Raw genomic sequence first — 17270 nt, 5'->3', positions numbered from 1 at the left:
GTATAAACTTACTACAAACTAGAATGCAATGTTTGATAATTTTAGAAAATATTTAAGTGATAAAGGAGAATTTAGTATTTCTGATTTTGACTATATTGAATCCTTTGCAAGTATCAAAAAATTACGTAAAAAACAATATTTGCTACAAGAGGGAGATGTTTGGAAACATCTAGCTTTTGTGAGTACAGGTTTACTAAGATCGTATTATGTTGATACTAAAGGTTACGAACATATTATGCAATTTGCTTCAGAAAATCACTGGACTGGTGATAGAGAAAGTTTGATTACAGGAATCACTTCAAAATTTAATATTGAAGCTATAGAAGCTAGTGAGGTTATTTTATTTAAAAATGTAGATTTTATCAAACTTAGAAATGAAATACCTGCCCTTAATGATTTTGTATCTCGTATTACCAATAAAAATGTTTTAGCATTAGAAGAACGAATTTATGCTAATATAACGCTATCAGCAGAAGAAAAATATCTTAATTTTTTAAAACAACACCCGCATATATCCAATCGAATCCCTCAACATATGATTGCATCTTATATCGGGATTTCACCAGAAACGCTAAGCCGGATTAGAAGCAATACAACAAAAAAATAAAGCCTTGGTAAGAAAGCTTTAATCTAAAAGTATTTAACCATTTAATTAGTATATACTCCATTTATTGACAAATGTCAATAGTTTTTTCCAACAAAAGTCATTGGTCTGTGAGAACAACCCAATCTATCTTTGTTATATAAATTCATAACAAAATTAATAGACATGAAATCAACAATATTAATTGGTACAGACTTTGGAAAAGCAAGTGAAGTACTACAATTCTACACACAAGAGCTTCCAGCATTAACCCCCGGCTTTGCTCGTATTCAAGTTAAATCGGCAGGTATAAATCCTATAGATGCACGAAGAATGACTGGTGAATTCCGTCATTCCGCATTACCACAAACATTTGGGACTGAATTTGCTGGAGTAATTTTAGAAATTAACGGCTCATCAAATTTTAAAATAGGCGATGAAGTTCTAGGTTCTGGAGCTGGCTTCACACATGCCACAGTAATCGATGTACCATTAACGAATTTAATTTTAAAACCTGAAAACATGTCATGGCAAACAGCAGGTTCTGTTGCTGGAGTAGCACAGACTGCTATGACAATTTTGGATGAATTAGGTGATATCAAATCACTTCTTATCCATGGAGCGTCTGGAGGTGTAGGTTCTATAACTATTCAATTAGCTAAAGAAAAAGGAATCGAAGTCGTAGCAACAGGTTCAGAAAAAAATCAAGATTATTTAAAAAGCTTGGGAGCAATACCTGTGGTTTATGGTCATGGATTAGTTGAGCAAATCAATGCTGTTTTTTCAGGCGAATTTGATGCATCTGTAGATATGGCTGGTACTGAAGAAGCGACGCAAACAAGTCTTGCAACTGTAAATCCAAACGGAAAAATGGCTACAATAGCTGGTAGACCAGTTTCATCTTCAAAAATTCAAAACATTTGGGTTAAAAGAGATCCTAAAAATCTAAAATATGTAGTTGATGGAATTGCCCAAGGCAAATTTACATGGGAAATAGATGCTACCTACAAATTCGATGACGCCATAAAGGCATATGAAAAAATCCTTCAAGGACACAATAGAGGTAAATTGGTTTTAGAATTTTAAACTCATCCTAATATTGCCTTTTATAGCGATATAGAAATGCCTTTTATCTAAAGAATTAATTGAACTGTTCCTAGAGTTACATACGGTAATTATTTTAAAAAGCCCTTTGATTCGTTTATCAAGGGGTTTTGTAATATATAGTGGTGAAACATTTGAAAAATTATTGCAAGAAACAGAATCGTATAGAAATAGAAAACCCAAAATATTTTCGGTGAACATATGAAAATGTTGGTTCTGGCTTACTTTATTTTAAAATGGGAATGAATTCTTGGAATTCAAAAGAATGGAAAGATGCGATCTTCACCAAATTAGGAGATAAAATTGAAGATATACTCCAGCATATCCAAAATACAGTAATCAAGATTCAATAGAAAAGAAATTAAGCGACTTATATTGGGGTAAGAAATTGAACATTAAAAGCTACAACCTACGGAAATAAACAATTTTACAGTAATTAAAATCAATGCTGAATTATAGTAGAAGTATTTAAATCAAAACTTTACCCTAAACCTTCCATTACGGAAAATTCCTGTTCGTAATCTAATTTTTGTTGTTAATTAGTTGTTTTTTCTAATTCATTCCTAACCACCATTGCGTAAATATTTGCGTATTGTCTTTTAGATATACAATTTCCCCGATCATGGGGGTTACCATTGGAATGTTAAACGACTTATTTAGTTCGGATAATTTTACTAATGGCTCATCCCAATCGTGACTCGCTAATGCAAACTTTGAGGAATGGACAGGAAAAATTCGTTTAGCATTTAAGTCTTGAGCGGCTTTCATTACATCTTTGGGCAGATTATGAATGTATTTCCATGCTTCATTGTATTGCCCATTGTCTAAAATGGCTAAATCAATAGAATTGTGTTTCTTTCCAATATCTGAATAATGTTTATCGTAGCCACTGTCGCCACCAATGTAAATTTTCATACTTGGTGTTTGTAATACATACGAAGTCCACAGTGTGTTGTTTGTTGATAAACCTCTGCCAGAAAAGTGTCTTGCAGGTTCAAAAAAAGCTGTAAATCCGTTGTCTAATGCTACATATTCGTTCCAATCTCTTTCGATAATTTTACTGTTGTCATATCCCCAATATTCAAAGTGAGATCCTACTCCTAATCCGCAAATCACGTTTTTGGTTTTGTCTTTTAAAGCAATTAGTGTGTCGTAATCCATATGGTCGTAATGATCATGGGAGATAAACAAGTAATCAATTACAGGTAGATCAGCTAAAGTATAAATGTCTGTCCCCCTGAATGATTTTGTTGTTCCTGGAATTGGTGAAGCGTTTCCACTAAAAACTGGGTCTACCAAAATTCGTTTTCCATCTATTTGTATGAAATATGAAGAATGTCCAAACCAAACTAAAACAGCTGAATCAATAGGCAAATTCAATATATCTGTTTTGACAGAAGGGATGTTATGGGTAGGATATTGTCTCGGTTTATTTTTGATGTAGGTCTCGTAAAGCACTTTAAACCAATTGTGTCCTTCAGCAAGCGTCGGTGTATGACTTAGATTCTGGAATTTACCATCATTAAAATTTGGTGATTTTTTTATTCTTTCAAGCCTTGTCCCACTAGGACTTTTTCCAAATTTAGCTTGTTGCATATACCCTAAAGTTGCGACAAGTATTACTGCAATGATGATGACTAATGTTAGCATTATGCGCTTGAATATTTTTAAAGGTTTCTTTTTCATTATTTGTCTGTGGAATAATTATTATTTACCCACGTTGATGATTTGTACGATCAGTGACAAAAATATGCTGTACATTTATAAGTAACAAGTATTAAGTATAGTTTATACTTGATGTATTTTTATCAACAATTTAGTATTTATGTTAATAAACGAGTTATCAAAGCGAACAGGTGTATCAATACCTACATTGAGGTACTATGAAAATTACGGTTTGTTCCAAGGTCTCAAAGATGAAAAGGTTAAAACAAACAACTACAAAGATTACGATGAAAGTATTGTAGAAAAAATGGAAATGATAAAGGGAGCAAAGGAAGCAGGTTTTACGCTATCTGAAATAAAAAAACTATTGGACAGTTGGTATAATAAACGTCTTTCAGTTGATAAGAAAGTTGAAATCGTACATGATAAAATCAAGGAAATTGATGGTAAGATTCGCCAATTAAAGGCAGTCAAAAAAATACTTTTAGTCTGTATTGATGATATCGAACAGGGCGATTGTTAGTTTTTTAATTCATTAGCCATTTGTGGGATAATATTACTTGAATTTTCTTATATAGACAGGTCTAGTATATATGAGATTAATAAGAATTTTTATACGAATTCAATTGGACTAAGATTATGTACTTACTTAATAATATTATACACCATTAAGCCAGTTTAAAGCTTGAGCCATTCTGTATTCTGCTCAGGTGACATTAAAGAGGCGCGTGGTGCCAAGTCTAGGTATGGGTAAGTCACTTTTGATAAGTAAAGACCCACAGGGTAGGCGGGGGTTAATATTTTGGGAATTTCTTTGGTGATAAGATGATGTTCAAATTCTGAAACCGACATTCGACCTCTTCCTATTTGTATAAGCTTTCCTGTAAGAATACGTATCATCTTTCCTAAGAAACGATTACTCAATATATTAAATCGTATTCTATCTCCAGCAGCATTCACATACAGATTGGCTTGGGAAACATGGCATAGCGTATGTTCATTTTTGTCAGGATGCACGCAAAATGCACGATAGTCTTGATACTTGGGAAGCAAATTTACTGCTTCATTCATCTTTGCTAAGTCCAAATTAGGATGGAGATACAAAGAGCTCTGCATATTCAAAAAAGGATCTTTATAAGTATGTAAAAAATAATCGTATTGCCGATGTGTTGCATCAAATCGCGCATGAGGTTTACCCTCCATTGGTAGGATTTCATATATGGATATCGAACTAGGAAGTGCTTTATTAAGTCGATAAACTAAGTCATATTCAAATGATTCCGCGATATCAGCATGAAAAAAATATTGACTTGCATTCACCTGACTATCCGTTCTACCGCAACCATATATAGTGGTTGGTGTTTTTAATATTTTGTGCAATGCATTCTCGATCAGCTCCTGAACGCTCAGCACATCAGGCTGTCTTTGCCAACCACCATATTGTTTACCATGATAGGCTATATGAAAAAAATATCTCAATCTTACTATGTTTTGATATTACAATTCTACGTAAAAAGGATTGTATTATTGGATTTATAACAATATAATAGACAATAATATTATTCCTCCGTGCACTTTCGACAAGCTGTATTCAAATGAGCGTAAGCATGTTGTTTTTGTGCATTAGACAGGAACACTAAAGATCACTTATGCCATGAAATTGAATATTCAGATTTTGAATATTTTATTGTAGGAGTAATTCTGATTATATCCTATTAATTGTCAATTAGAGGCATTTTATTGACACAATATAAATAATGATAAAACCAATTTTTATAAAAAGATGGAGATTCCTGTTAAAAATAATTAATACACTTAAAAATGAGGTGTAAAGCCTAGAGGAACAACAATCCTTAGATTTATTGAAATGATGTTAACTATTTATTTAGCCGCTGATGACGTAGAGAATGATAGGATAGTATATAAATAGAGTTTAGCGGAATTAATTATTGAACCATTAGAATCTACAATATTGCTAGTTATATAATAATGATAAATAAAGAGGGATATTTGATCTGATCTTGAAAAACCTTAGTAAATATGTTAATCTGGAATTAGTGTTATTTTGTTTTATGAGGAAAGGTATACTAAAATCCTTAATAAATGTTATACACCGTTTTTTAACTATGGATGTAATAAAATTTTCTTCTTTGCAGGCAGGAGAGGTTAAATAATTCAATCATAATAGATGAGTACGAAGATATATTAAGTTCAGAACATATAATCGAATAAAATAAAGTGGTGTCTATTACAAATTATAAAAAGGTAATCATACGTTATCAAAATATGTATGATTACCTTTTTTATTCAGTAGATTATGAGGTTATAATTATATAAGTTATTTGCTTAAATAATCTTCGACAAAATCGTGTAATGCCTTTCCTCTCAGATTTTTTGCAATAATTTTGTTATTACTATCTAAAACATAAATAGTTGGAACAGCATCTATATTATATTGCTTTACCACTTTACTTTGCCAAGCATTTTCTACAATTAAATGAGTCCAGTTGATTTTATCTTCTTGTATTGCTTTAAGCCATGGCTCATGCTTTTGATCAAGAGAAACACCTATCACCTGTAGTCCCGATGCTTTATAAGTATTATAAAGCTTAATCATGTTGGGATTTTCGAGTCTGCATGGACCACACCACGATGCCCAGAAGTCGATGATTTTTATCTTGGCAGCTGTAGAATGTAAATTATGATCTTTACCATAATTATCTTTCAGTGTAAAATCAGGAGCTAAAGAACCGACATTGAGAGATTTTAAATCTTTAATATAAGCGGCATAAATTCTGCCAGGTTGTAGATTTCGTTCTTTCTCATTTAACGAAGCATATATGTTCTCCATGGTAGCTAGATCTGCTTTCTGTACACCTTTTGTTAGAATGTATGAAGCAAGATATGTTCCTCTGTACTTTGTTACTATAGCTTCTAATTCAGAGTTAGCACTATTTTGTGCTGAGTCTAATTTCTTATTTAAAGTACTTGCAGTTCTGTAATGTTTAGCAGTATTAGCCTCTGCCAATTCAGCTCTTATTTTGCGAAGAGTTGAATTATGCTGTTGAATTTTGTCTAAATAATTGATATATGCCTCTTGTAATTTACCACCTCTGATTTGGCTGGGTTCATTTTGCTTTAAGAGTGCATTATAATTTTCTCCAGGTTCAAGTATTGCAATAAATCCACCTTCATATCCATCAACCTTTAGTTGACCTATTAATGGCTCTTTTAAGTCGATGTCAATTGAGAACTTGTTATTTCTAATAAAACCAGAACCTAAAGTATCCATACCCATTGGTGTTGGGGTTAATAGAATGATTTTCCCAGTTTCTATCTCAGGAATTTCACCTGAGATTTTACTTACCTCTTGAGCATGAATGTTATTCATGCTCAAGGTTAGATAAATAATTGATATTGTATAATTAAGTAATTTTACCATTATTGTATTATTCGTTGTATAAAACTATATTCTAAATCCTTAATAGGACCAAATTTCTGTGGAAATGTAACTTCTTGAATAAGATCTCCAGATTGATTAAAAGTTATTTCATGAAATTGACCTTCAAGACCATCTGCTGATAATGTTGCAATTGCTAATTTATTATTTTCATCCGTTACCATATAGTGTGCGGTAGGATTTCTAAATTTTAAATGTGAATATGAATTTCCTGAAGGGATATTAAAGATTTGTGAGCTTGTCATAGAAACTAAGTTATAATGATACAAAGTCTCGCCTCTCGTATAAAAAAATTGATTTGCAAAAGCAGCAGAGTTAACAAATAATGAATTCTCATCTACACTAATATTTTGCAACAATTGCTTAGTGATAGATACCAAACCTTGATCCGTAGATTTTCCTTTATCACTGCCTCCAATACGAATATTGTATATCCACAATTGATGACTGATTTTATCTTTAAGGACAACCATAATTCCAGATTCAACACCTGATTTTATAGTGTTTCCCATCCACAAAACTTCTTTACTATTTAGTTCATTTTGACCGAATAATTCTTCAGGAAATGTAGTTAAAATAGCATTATTACTAATACCATTCGGTCTATTTATACATGAAGGCCAGCCGTACCAATTATCGGCAAAATTAAAATAAGAAAACCTCTTTCGCGAATCATCCCAAATTATTAAATAGTCTCTTGAAGTTATTGCAGCATTAGAAATGGTATATTCATGATCTGTATTTGGGGTATAGTAAAATCCTCCCGGGCCACCATGAATGAATTTTCCATCATCGGTAACTATAGCTGCATATCGACCTGTTGATGGATTGTTTACACTGTATGATAATCTAATTCGTGCTGCAGGATCAGGAACCATCAAATTATAACCCAAATCGCTAATATTCATGTCAAAGGCATGCATATATTTAGATTCGGTAGGGGATAACATATTGATGTTTTCTTGCGTATTATAGTTACTTCCATTTGCGGATAAGTACAAGATATCATTAACCTCTTTAAATGGATTTTCTAATCCATGGATGGTATGATAAGTGTCAAGCAAAATCTCTGCATCATTACCACTATTTGGATATTCTATTGTCCCCAATTTACGATCGTTTGGTTGACCATGCAGTACAAACCAAGATCCTATAAATGGGACTTGAGTTTTTAAGTTTAATTGCCTATGTATACTGATCTGGTTTGTTTTATCAGTAGCTTTAAATAAAACTGTATATTCTGTTTTTACTTTAGGAGCAAATTTTAAAGTTAAGTTCTTTTGTTTTACTGTATCTTTTTTATTAACACCTATTTTACTGACAATCCATTCAATATCAATGTTTTCATCACTTTCAGATAATGTTTGTACTATCTGCGGTGTATAAGTAACCGTTAGGGTATCCTTCGATGGTTGTCTATAGTTATAATAATAGATATAAAGATCATCATTATAACTATTTGCAATAGGAGTCATCTCTACTTGCAATTCATTTACTTCCTTATAGTTATAATTTCCCTTGTCTTTATAACAACTAGTCACGCCATACAAGGTTATAATGCATATTAAAATATTTATATATTTCATGATTGTATACTTTGAATTAAAGATTACCATACCCATATACTTTTCGTATTTACAGGAAATGTGAAGTTCTTAGGATTACCTGGGTTTATACGATTATACTCCTCAAGTGCATTACGAAGAAAAAGGTTATGTGCACCCCAATCAACATAATAGCCATAAATGATGTTTAGCTTTGTTACAATAAATGCGTATTTTTCTTCGCTATATTCTCCTAACCAATCTTTTCTTCCATCCCAGTCACTTGGCTTTGGATATTGATCAGTTATGTTGAATGTGAAGTTTAATTTTTCTTCAGCACCCAATGAAAAATCACCAGAGTTATCCTCATTAAGGAAAGTGACGTCCACTTTAAATTTTCCTCTTTGCGCAGGTCTCTTTAAGATAACATCGATCGTATCCGTACGTCTTGAAGCTCTAAAAACGTAATTCTCTTTGAACTCAATGAGCTCTGGAGATAAACCTTCACCTTCTTTGGCTATTAATTTAAAATTTCTGTCCTTATCCATCTCACGTCCCAAAATTGAAACGATTAATTTTGTTGGGTATTCTTGAATAGAGTCTCCCAAATATGATTTCATAGGCCAGCCCCATTCATCCAATTCTTCGATCGACTGAAAAGAAAAATCTACACTTGAATTAAATTGATTAGATATGGGTTCAAATTGAATTCCATCCTTTTCTATTTCAAAGAGTTTAATTTCTTCTTTTGCACATGAAATAAACAATGCAATGGATAGTATATATAGATTTAAGAATTTTTTCATAATTATAAAGATTATTGATTTACATTGCCGAATTCTACCTCATCATCAGGAATTGGTAATCTATAATAAATCATATTTTCAACAGGAGACCTATGAAATGTATTTTTATTTTTTCTTTTTAAATAATAAAACCATTGACCTTCTGCAAAGAATTCTTTCTGATATTCCTTATTAATATAACTCTCACGTTGTTCTTCTGTGATTGAAGTTCCTATATTATTATTCCGTGAGATACCTCTAGTTGTCCTTAATGTGTTTAAGTAGTTGTAGCTCTCACCTAAGGCTACGGATTCAGCCATTATTAAATACATCTCACTCAATCGAATCATTGGAATAATGTTTTGATAGTTTAAGTCAGAACTCAAAAATTTACGGTTCAAATATCTACCCGATCCATGTATAAAACCATAACCACTTCTGTAGCGAATATCATTGACACCAATCGTCGAATATTCATATACCGTTCTGATATTATCTGTAGAAATCCATCTTTCTGTATCTAAAGTGACAGTGTTTTTCCAATCATTCATAATATGTTCAACCATATTATGAACATTGATACTAAATAAAGCTTCTTTGCTAAATGGTGCATCAACGGAATTATTGTTTACCAATGTCAATTTGCTGTTAGAAATAACCTCACTCGCATATCTGATTGCATTTTCCTTATCTCCAGTGTAGTTGTATACACGTGCTAATAATGCTTTTACTGCAAATAGGTTTAATCGGAATCCACGTTTACTTAAAAAGATATTCTCATTATCACGTTCATAATTCATATTGTCATTGCTTAGCAATTGCTCCGCCTTTTTCAAATCAGAAATAATGTGTTCTATTAGGTCATTAGCAGCTGATAACTCAATTTTTTCATTTCCTACAGTATTTCGCCATGGAAGTGTTTTTGATGTCGGATCTAATGAATAAGTTGGTCCCCATAGACGTAGTAAATCGAAATAATGAAATGCTCGTAAAGCATAGGCTTCTCCAGCAATGATTTCTCTATAATTCGGAGTAATTAGAATTTCATCACCACTTAGTTCAATATTATATACTAAATTATTGATATTGGCAATGGTTTTATACATCTCCTTCCAAATGGTACTTTGGATGTTTTTGGAATACGCATGATTTCTATAGTCGTAAATTTCCGCTCTTTGTTCATCAGTTGGAATAATTCCAGTATGATAATTATCATAACGATGTGTTAGCTCTTCTATGTATCCATAACTCAAATTCTTACCATAAGTTTCATCTTGAGTCATGCGTGCATAAATACCTATTAATGCACTTTTGAAACCCGCTTCATTGGAGAAAATCTCCTTACTTTTTACTTCTGTTTTAGGTAATACATCAATCCATGATTCACAACTCATCAATAAAAGTTGTGTAGAAATGCTTAATGCAAAAATTAATCTTTTCATAACGGTTATTAATTGAATAAGAATGAAAGTGTTAAATTATAAGTTCGAGCAAATGGATATTCAAGTCCTCTTTCTTGCTCCACTGTTGAAAATCTAAATACATCTTGCATGGAGAAATTTGTATTTATACTTGCAATTTTATTCTTTTTAAGGAATGGAAAATCTTTAGGTTCAAATCTATATCCCACAGCTAATGCTGCCAATGAAAATTCGTTGAATTTTTGAACAAATCTTGAACTCTGTGGAGTAGAATTACCTAAGATAGATATTGATTTATACGCTGCTTCTCTGTTATCTTCAGACCACCTACCTTCAATAGCTCTTCTGTCCAAATTATAAGCAATACTTGTATTCTCCAATTTATCAACCAAAGTAGAATTGTATCTATAGCCGCCATACTGATATTGGAAAGCCATAGATAAATTAAAATTCTTATACATTATCGAATTATTAATTGCCCCTCTAAATTTAGGTTCTGTATCGCCTACAGATACTTTGTCCGCAGGATCCCAAACGAAAGTTTTATTACCATTTCGCTTTAAGTATACTTCTTTGCCTGTAGCAGGGTCAATTCCTAATGAACGAACAGTAAATAGTTGAGTAGTAGATTTCCCTTCTTCGTAAATTGGTAAAGGTGCATTTTCACGCAGAAGATTCTCTTCGTTAAGCTTTTTCAATACATTTGAGATTTTCTTTATCGTATTTTTATTATGAGCAGCATTCGCAGAAATTATCCATTGAAAGCGATTATCATAATTAGCAATAGGAGTAAAGTTTAATCTTACATCTACACCTTTATTCTCTAAAGCTCCGGCATTCATTGTTAATGTCTCAAAACCAGTAGAAGGTGCTAGTGTATAATCTAAAAGCAGGTTATCTGTTAAGTTATTATAGTAAGATACACTACCTGAGACTCTGTTTTTAAATAATCCAAAATCTAAAGACGTACTTCTGTCATTCGTTGTGGACCATCCCAATTCTTTATTGCCTAATCCCATTAGTTCAGCTCCTAAGACATCACTTGACAGGTATGGAAACATGAGCTCACTAAAGCTATACGTTTCAATGGCTTGATAAGGACTGTAATTTTGTGAACCTGTTTTTCCTATAGACGCTCGTAATACTAAAGTATTGAAAATGGTATTTTGTAACCACTTTTCTCTATCTATATTCCATCGAACACCTGTCGCCCAAAATGGCGCCATACCCGTATTATCACCAAATTGGGAAGATACATCTCCACGTACGCTAAAATCAGCAGCATACTTATTGTGCAACATATAACTTATTTGTCCAGTAGTACCTATTGTTCTGACAGTAGTCTCTGCACCATTAGGACGTTGCTGCATTTCGAAACCAAAAAGGAAGTCATTCATAGCATCACTAGGAAATCCTGTCGCTAACAAATTGACGGCATTATTCTGCGTTTCTGAAATTTCACCACGTAAGAAGGCACTTATTAAGTGAGGCCCACTTACATGATTGTAGTTTACAGAGGTATTTGCATTCCAAGCGAAAGTCTCTCCAGTATTCTTACTATAAGAGCCTCTTTTCAAAAGATCATCCTCGAAAAAATAAGTGCTATTATTACTTGAAATGAAACGCTCACTACGCGCTGTACCTTTCGTAATACTAGCATTTGTAGACCATCTCAGGCTTTGAATTGGGTTCCATTCAATGGATAAGTTTTCTGTAACACTAAAGTTTTTGTTGAAGTCTTTATTTGGAAAATTAGTGTTGTATAACGGATTGAATATTTGTACTAACTGTTCACCAGTACCCATAGACTTATTTTCTATATAGGATGTATAATTTCCATTTCCATCATACTTACGATAATAAGGATTCATTGCAGAATACTGTTGGAAAGTACCGTAAGGTGAATTTTTACCAGTCGCGTCATTTATGGATATTTGATTATTAATATTCCAGGCCTTTCTTCGGTATTGTAGATTAAGTGATAAACCCATGTTATCTCTTGTAGATTCTTTCATTACCCCAGGTTGGCTACCATAATTTAAGCTTAAATTATAACGAATAGCATCATCACCACCTTGCATAGATAGAGTATGCCTATGGTTATGTGCCGTTTGTAAAGGTGCTGAAATCCAATATGTATCGACACCTTTTAGTATTTCCGATTTGTAGTGATTATAGTAGTTTTGTTGAGGAACATGCGTACTTGGGAATAATCCTGCACGATTTTCGTATTCTAATTTTTCTCCAGCATTCATCAAATTATAATCTCGCAAGTCTGGCATCGAGATACCATAATTCATGGAGTAATTAATGTTGATTTTCCCAGGTAAAGGTTTTTTTGTCTCAAATACGATAACTCCATTAGATGCTCTAGAACCATAAATAGCGGTAGCGGCTGCATCTTTTAATATGGTAATTGATTCTACACGTTCTGGATCCAAATCTACAATTCTTTGCAATGTTGCCTCAAATCCATCTAGTATCAATAAAGGCATATTCGGACGATTCGAATAGTCACCAACTAACATTTGCAGGTCAGATGACGCGACTGAACCTAATTGTGCATCCCCTCGCAACCTGAAGTCTGGCATTGCATTGGGATCAGAACCTCTTGCATTATTTTCTACAATTCTAAAGCTTGGATCAAAAAATTGAAGTGCATCAAGTAAGTTGTTGGGATTTAACCTTTTCAATTCATCACCTTTAACTGTAATATAACTTCCAGTAAAGCTATCTGCTTTTCTAGGCGCCATACCAGTCACTACCACATCATTTAATTCGTTTTGGATAGGTGTTAATTGCACTACTAAATTTTTCACATTGCCTTCGATAGGAATAATTTCTTCCTGGAAACCCATATAAGAAATTACAATGCTAGAAATACCTTCTACCACCTCTATCGAAAATTTACCATCACGATCCGCCGATACTCCAATACCCTTATTTTCTAAAAGTACAACAGCGGCCCCTGGGAGTGGCATCTTCGTGGTAATATCCACTATTTCTCCTTGTAATGTGAATTTTAAGACCTGCTTATGTGCTTTAGCTACATCTTGTGGTCTCAATAATATTAATCTAGAGTCTTGAAAAACTACTTCAACATTTTGTTGAGAAAAAATTTCTTGAATGGCCTGTTTTAGAGGTGTGTTTTTTATGTCTATAGATTTTTTCTTATTTACATTAATTTGATCGTGATTGAAAAAGAAATTTGATTTTGTAATTTTAGATATTGTGTCTAAAAGTGATTCAATAGTCTTTTCTTTTACTTTTAATGTAATTTTTGTTTGACTCAATTCTTTTTGCTGAGCTTTTAAGTGAGGACTAATAAGCAGTATAAGTGCTAGGCCTCCCAAAATGCCAAAAAGGCTTTTTTTGATTGTCTGGTTAAGCATTGATTAGTTGATTGATATTAGGTTAGATATTTATAGTATTATTTCATTATTTCTATTAGCAAAGCTTTATATCTAGGATTGATATTGTGATGCTTTACATAATCCTGAAAGAGTTTTTCAGCTGTTTCAAAATCTTTCCCGTTTTGCATTGCACCATATAGAAAAACTAAAAGTGCTGCATCTCTAGTTCTTCCATCATAAAATTTTGCTATTTTATGGTATTGCTCATTTAGATCTTTTGATCTTTCATAGCTTTTATTATTCTCATATGCTTCTTTACGAAGTTTATACTCCATGTATGTGTTCAGTATACCTAAGTATGCATTATTTGATAGGGAGCTATGATCATCACGAATAATGTATTTATCAAGTGCATTCCAATACCCCTCTTGCTTATCATTATCCGGATAATTGATAAGATTTGGAATAAAAATGCCATCAATTTCGGATTGTACAAAACGATACAATTCTGGTGTGATATCAGATTTTATTTCATCAAGCATCGAAATTTCTGTTTTCCACTGCTCAATAGTAGAATTATAGAATATTTTTGCTGGTGTTTGTATTGCAAGTGCAGCGGGTATATTTGTTTTGTATTTAGCTTGATTTACACGTTGATAGCGTATCTTATTTATGGTATTTGATGCTAATATGGAAGACGGATTTTTCCCAGTAAACCTTGCGTCTCTATAATTAGAGCCTTCATAATCAATATCAACAACGAGACTATCACCAGGTTGGATAAACGCGACAATGAACGTATTGATTTTTAAAGTGGTGATACCATCCAATTCAACATTAAATTCTATTGTTTGGCCAGCCTTATATGGAAACTCCATATTTTCACTTGGTTTTTCATTAAAATGAAAAAAAACTTTTGAGCGAGTTGTATTATTGAAACGCGCGGTAACACTTGCTTTTCCCTGCGCGTAAAGTTCCTCTACTCCAAAAACACCAAGGAGTATTACTAGTATTAATTGATGAATTTTCATTATTTTTTAGTTACTAATTCTTTTACTTTTTTAATTAATTCCTCGCCTCTTAAATCTAAAGCGATAACTTTTCCAGTAGGATCAATAAGTACCGTATATGGAACAGCACTAACGTTACATAATTTTACAATATGACTGTCCCAAGCTTTCATATCACCTAACTGGGTCCATGTCATATTATTTTCTTTAATAGCTTTTAGCCATTTATCTTTGTTGTCATCAACGGTTATCCCTATGATTTCAAAGTTTTTATCTTTACATTCTTCATAAAGTTTAACGATGTTGGGCATTTCACGTAAACAAGGACCACACCATGACGCCCAAAAGTCAATAAGTACATACTTACCTTTAAACTCATTCCATTTAACTTCTTTGCCTTCATGATTAGGCAAGCTAAAATCTGGCATTTGATTTCCTACAGCAAATGAAGATGCTGATATAAAATCCTTTAATAAAATAGTATATGGGTGAGATGATAATTTTGGATCTAGTTGATTGTAGAGTGCTGTCAAATCTGAAGGTGGTAGATCTCTACGCATTTCCCAATAGATCATGAATGGAGCAAATACTTGATTATTATATCTAGAAACCATTTCACGCTGAATATCTAGGTTTCTTTTATTTATCAATTTTGTACGTCTAGGAAATTCCACCTGCTCCTTTTTATCATCTCTTCCATTGATCGTCCAGTCAATGCTTGTTGCCAAAAGGACACTATCCATCACATTTTTCACTAATGCTGAGTATTGAGTCAATAATAAATTGTTCGCTGTACCCGTTACGGATGCGTTGTGATAAAAATGTTCTGCAGAAACTGTCACATTTATATTTCCAGGTTCAAGAAATACAGGGGTTAAATTCGTTCTCGAGGTGCTATCGGCACTTTTAATAAAGTGGATAACGGAATATTCTGGTGTCTGCCCTTCAAATTTAAATCGCCCTTGATTTACTAAAGAGCTATCTATAGTTTTTTGAGGTCCATTAATGAATTCTTCAGATATGAGATAAACTTTATCTGCATTGTAATTTCCACTAATAACACCGTTAATAACATATTTGCTGTTTTGGGCCATACTTGCATAAAATCCTAGGCAAGTAGCGAATGTTAGAAGTATTTGTTTTTTCATATGTAAGATTGAACTGTTTTTTAAAATATTATTAGTTGATTATTTCTTTTCTTGAAATTTAGTTTAGAGGTAGATTGAAGTCTTAATAAAAATTCTTCTAATGATTCTTCTTTGTTTAGCAAACCCGTAAACTTGGTGTATTTAGCTGTTTGATTGATAAATAGTATATCTACATTAAACCATCTTTGCGCGTATAATAACACTTCATCTATATTTTTATTTCTGAAAATGTAGGTGCCATCCTTCCATGAAATGTATTCATTGAGGTTTACTTTTTTGATTGAATATTTAGTTTGATTTCGATCTATTTTAAATTGAAGACCTGGCGTAAGTTTATGTTTACCTACATTACTGTGGATATTAACACTTCCTTCACTTAGCGTAATGTGTGAATAGGGTTCATTATTGTAACTGTTTACATTAAATTTAGTACCCGTTACTTCAACTTTTACGCCATTAGTAATTACATAAAATGGACGTTTCAGATCCTTTTTAATTTCGAAGAAAAGTTCACCCTCTGCCTCTACAATTCTATCTTTCTGACCAAATTGTACAGGATATTTTAAAGAGGAAACTGAATTAAGCCAAACTTTAGATCCATCTGAAAGAATAAGTTTATAGGTGTATTTAGCAGGAATTTCAAGTATATTAAATTGAGATTTATCTTCTGGGATTAAGTTAGATTTAGTGTAGTCAAGCGTAAAATTGTCACCTACCAAAACACCTTTTTTGGGAACATTATTAACTGCTGTCGTGCCATCAAGAATAATTTGTGAATCATCCGCCAGTATAAGTCTTGGTTTTGATTTATCAATTACATGATGTTCTATTTCTGTATTTGCTACTTCAGGAGTTTGAGGACCCTGAATATATTGAGGTATAAAATAGATCAAAGGCAATAATAACGATGCCGCAATAAGTGTACGTCTCAAGATTATTTTTCTTGATTTTTGTTTTCTTTTATTTACAAATTTTTCGAATGCAGCATCTACATCTTCATTGTGATATTGTTCAATTTTTTGTTTGAAAAGATTCTTATCCTCAATTTTTTTTGATACGTGTTGATTTTTTGGATCATTTAGCCATTGATTTAACTGATAAAATTCTTGATTATTTAGAGCTCCAGTTATTTTTTTTGCTAATAATCTTGAAATTTCAAAATCAATATCTTTTTTTGAATAGTTCGACATAAAATAA

At 32.5% G+C, this 17270-nt stretch carries 13 protein-coding genes; 3 read left to right on the top strand and 10 right to left on the bottom strand.

What is annotated here, in order from left to right:
* Positions 1-28 precede the first annotated feature (28 nt).
* Entirely contained in the window at positions 29-607 is a 579-nt protein-coding gene (locus IPZ78_RS00645) for a Crp/Fnr family transcriptional regulator (protein ID WP_225550987.1), read from the top strand.
* Positions 608-769: 162 nt separating this feature from the next.
* Entirely contained in the window at positions 770-1669 is a 900-nt protein-coding gene (locus tag IPZ78_RS00640) for an NADP-dependent oxidoreductase (protein WP_225550986.1), read from the top strand.
* Between the two features lie 570 nt (positions 1670-2239).
* On the opposite strand, the gene IPZ78_RS00635 is transcribed toward IPZ78_RS00640, so the two are convergent.
* Positions 2240-3373 carry an MBL fold metallo-hydrolase gene (locus IPZ78_RS00635; protein WP_225550985.1) on the bottom strand — a complete coding sequence of 378 codons (1134 nt, stop codon included), beginning with the start codon at positions 3371-3373 and terminating at the stop codon, positions 2240-2242.
* Between the two features lie 139 nt (positions 3374-3512).
* Between IPZ78_RS00635 and IPZ78_RS00630 the strand changes: the two genes are divergently transcribed.
* Positions 3513-3875, top strand: a complete 363-nt coding sequence (locus IPZ78_RS00630; protein WP_225550984.1) for a MerR family transcriptional regulator — start codon at positions 3513-3515, stop codon at positions 3873-3875.
* 155 nt (positions 3876-4030) lie between these two features.
* Here IPZ78_RS00630 and IPZ78_RS00625 read toward each other — a convergent pair whose 3' ends face one another.
* From IPZ78_RS00625 to IPZ78_RS00585, 9 genes are all read right to left on the bottom strand, one after another.
* The gene (locus tag IPZ78_RS00625) at positions 4031-4765 is read right to left on the bottom strand and encodes a tRNA pseudouridine synthase A (protein ID WP_225550983.1); all 735 of its coding nucleotides are present in this window, start codon (positions 4763-4765) and stop codon (positions 4031-4033) included.
* 925 nt (positions 4766-5690) lie between these two features.
* The gene (locus tag IPZ78_RS00620; protein WP_225550982.1) at positions 5691-6743 is read right to left on the bottom strand and encodes a TlpA disulfide reductase family protein; all 1053 of its coding nucleotides are present in this window, start codon (positions 6741-6743) and stop codon (positions 5691-5693) included.
* A 50-nt stretch (positions 6744-6793) separates the two neighbouring features.
* Positions 6794-8398, bottom strand: coding sequence for a PKD-like family lipoprotein (locus tag IPZ78_RS00615; RefSeq protein WP_225550981.1), 1605 nt, complete (start codon positions 8396-8398; stop codon positions 6794-6796).
* A gap of 23 nt (positions 8399-8421) precedes the next feature.
* Positions 8422-9162: a DUF4843 domain-containing protein gene (locus IPZ78_RS00610; RefSeq protein ID WP_225550980.1), complete on the bottom strand. Its 741-nt coding sequence runs from the start codon at positions 9160-9162 to the stop codon at positions 8422-8424.
* 11 nt (positions 9163-9173) lie between these two features.
* Positions 9174-10583 (bottom strand): RagB/SusD family nutrient uptake outer membrane protein, encoded by a 1410-nt coding sequence (locus IPZ78_RS00605; protein ID WP_225550979.1) that lies wholly within the window; start codon positions 10581-10583, stop codon positions 9174-9176.
* Positions 10584-10591: 8 nt separating this feature from the next.
* The gene (locus tag IPZ78_RS00600; RefSeq protein ID WP_225550978.1) at positions 10592-13954 is read right to left on the bottom strand and encodes a SusC/RagA family TonB-linked outer membrane protein; all 3363 of its coding nucleotides are present in this window, start codon (positions 13952-13954) and stop codon (positions 10592-10594) included.
* 38 nt (positions 13955-13992) lie between these two features.
* Positions 13993-14946 carry a hypothetical protein gene (locus IPZ78_RS00595; protein ID WP_225550977.1) on the bottom strand — a complete coding sequence of 318 codons (954 nt, stop codon included), beginning with the start codon at positions 14944-14946 and terminating at the stop codon, positions 13993-13995.
* Positions 14946-16073 (bottom strand): TlpA disulfide reductase family protein, encoded by a 1128-nt coding sequence (locus tag IPZ78_RS00590; RefSeq protein ID WP_225550976.1) that lies wholly within the window; start codon positions 16071-16073, stop codon positions 14946-14948. Before IPZ78_RS00590 ends, IPZ78_RS00595 begins: the two co-directional genes overlap by 1 nt.
* A 20-nt stretch (positions 16074-16093) precedes the next feature.
* Positions 16094-17263 carry a FecR family protein gene (locus IPZ78_RS00585; protein ID WP_225550975.1) on the bottom strand — a complete coding sequence of 390 codons (1170 nt, stop codon included), beginning with the start codon at positions 17261-17263 and terminating at the stop codon, positions 16094-16096.
* Between the last annotated feature and the right edge of the window lie 7 nt (positions 17264-17270).

Origin of the sequence: Sphingobacterium bovistauri, assembly GCF_020295405.1 — a bacterium.
GTDB lineage: Bacteria > Bacteroidota > Bacteroidia > Sphingobacteriales > Sphingobacteriaceae > Sphingobacterium > Sphingobacterium bovistauri.
Note: the sequence above shows the minus strand (reverse complement) of the source record. Positions and strands in the feature narration are given on the sequence as shown.

Coding starts and splice junctions, on each gene's coding strand:
- IPZ78_RS00645 (WP_225550987.1), top strand. CDS start 29: ATGTTTGATAATTTTAGAAAATATTTAAGTGATAAAGGAGAATTTAGT.
- IPZ78_RS00640 (WP_225550986.1), top strand. CDS start 770: ATGAAATCAACAATATTAATTGGTACAGACTTTGGAAAAGCAAGTGAA.
- IPZ78_RS00635 (WP_225550985.1), bottom strand. CDS start 3,373: ATGAAAAAGAAACCTTTAAAAATATTCAAGCGCATAATGCTAACATTA.
- IPZ78_RS00630 (WP_225550984.1), top strand. CDS start 3,513: ATGTTAATAAACGAGTTATCAAAGCGAACAGGTGTATCAATACCTACA.
- IPZ78_RS00620 (WP_225550982.1), bottom strand. CDS start 6,743: ATGAATAACATTCATGCTCAAGAGGTAAGTAAAATCTCAGGTGAAATT.
- IPZ78_RS00615 (WP_225550981.1), bottom strand. CDS start 8,398: ATGAAATATATAAATATTTTAATATGCATTATAACCTTGTATGGCGTG.
- IPZ78_RS00610 (WP_225550980.1), bottom strand. CDS start 9,162: ATGAAAAAATTCTTAAATCTATATATACTATCCATTGCATTGTTTATT.
- IPZ78_RS00605 (WP_225550979.1), bottom strand. CDS start 10,583: ATGAAAAGATTAATTTTTGCATTAAGCATTTCTACACAACTTTTATTG.
- IPZ78_RS00600 (WP_225550978.1), bottom strand. CDS start 13,954: ATGCTTAACCAGACAATCAAAAAAAGCCTTTTTGGCATTTTGGGAGGC.
- IPZ78_RS00595 (WP_225550977.1), bottom strand. CDS start 14,946: ATGAAAATTCATCAATTAATACTAGTAATACTCCTTGGTGTTTTTGGA.
- IPZ78_RS00590 (WP_225550976.1), bottom strand. CDS start 16,073: ATGAAAAAACAAATACTTCTAACATTCGCTACTTGCCTAGGATTTTAT.
- IPZ78_RS00585 (WP_225550975.1), bottom strand. CDS start 17,263: ATGTCGAACTATTCAAAAAAAGATATTGATTTTGAAATTTCAAGATTA.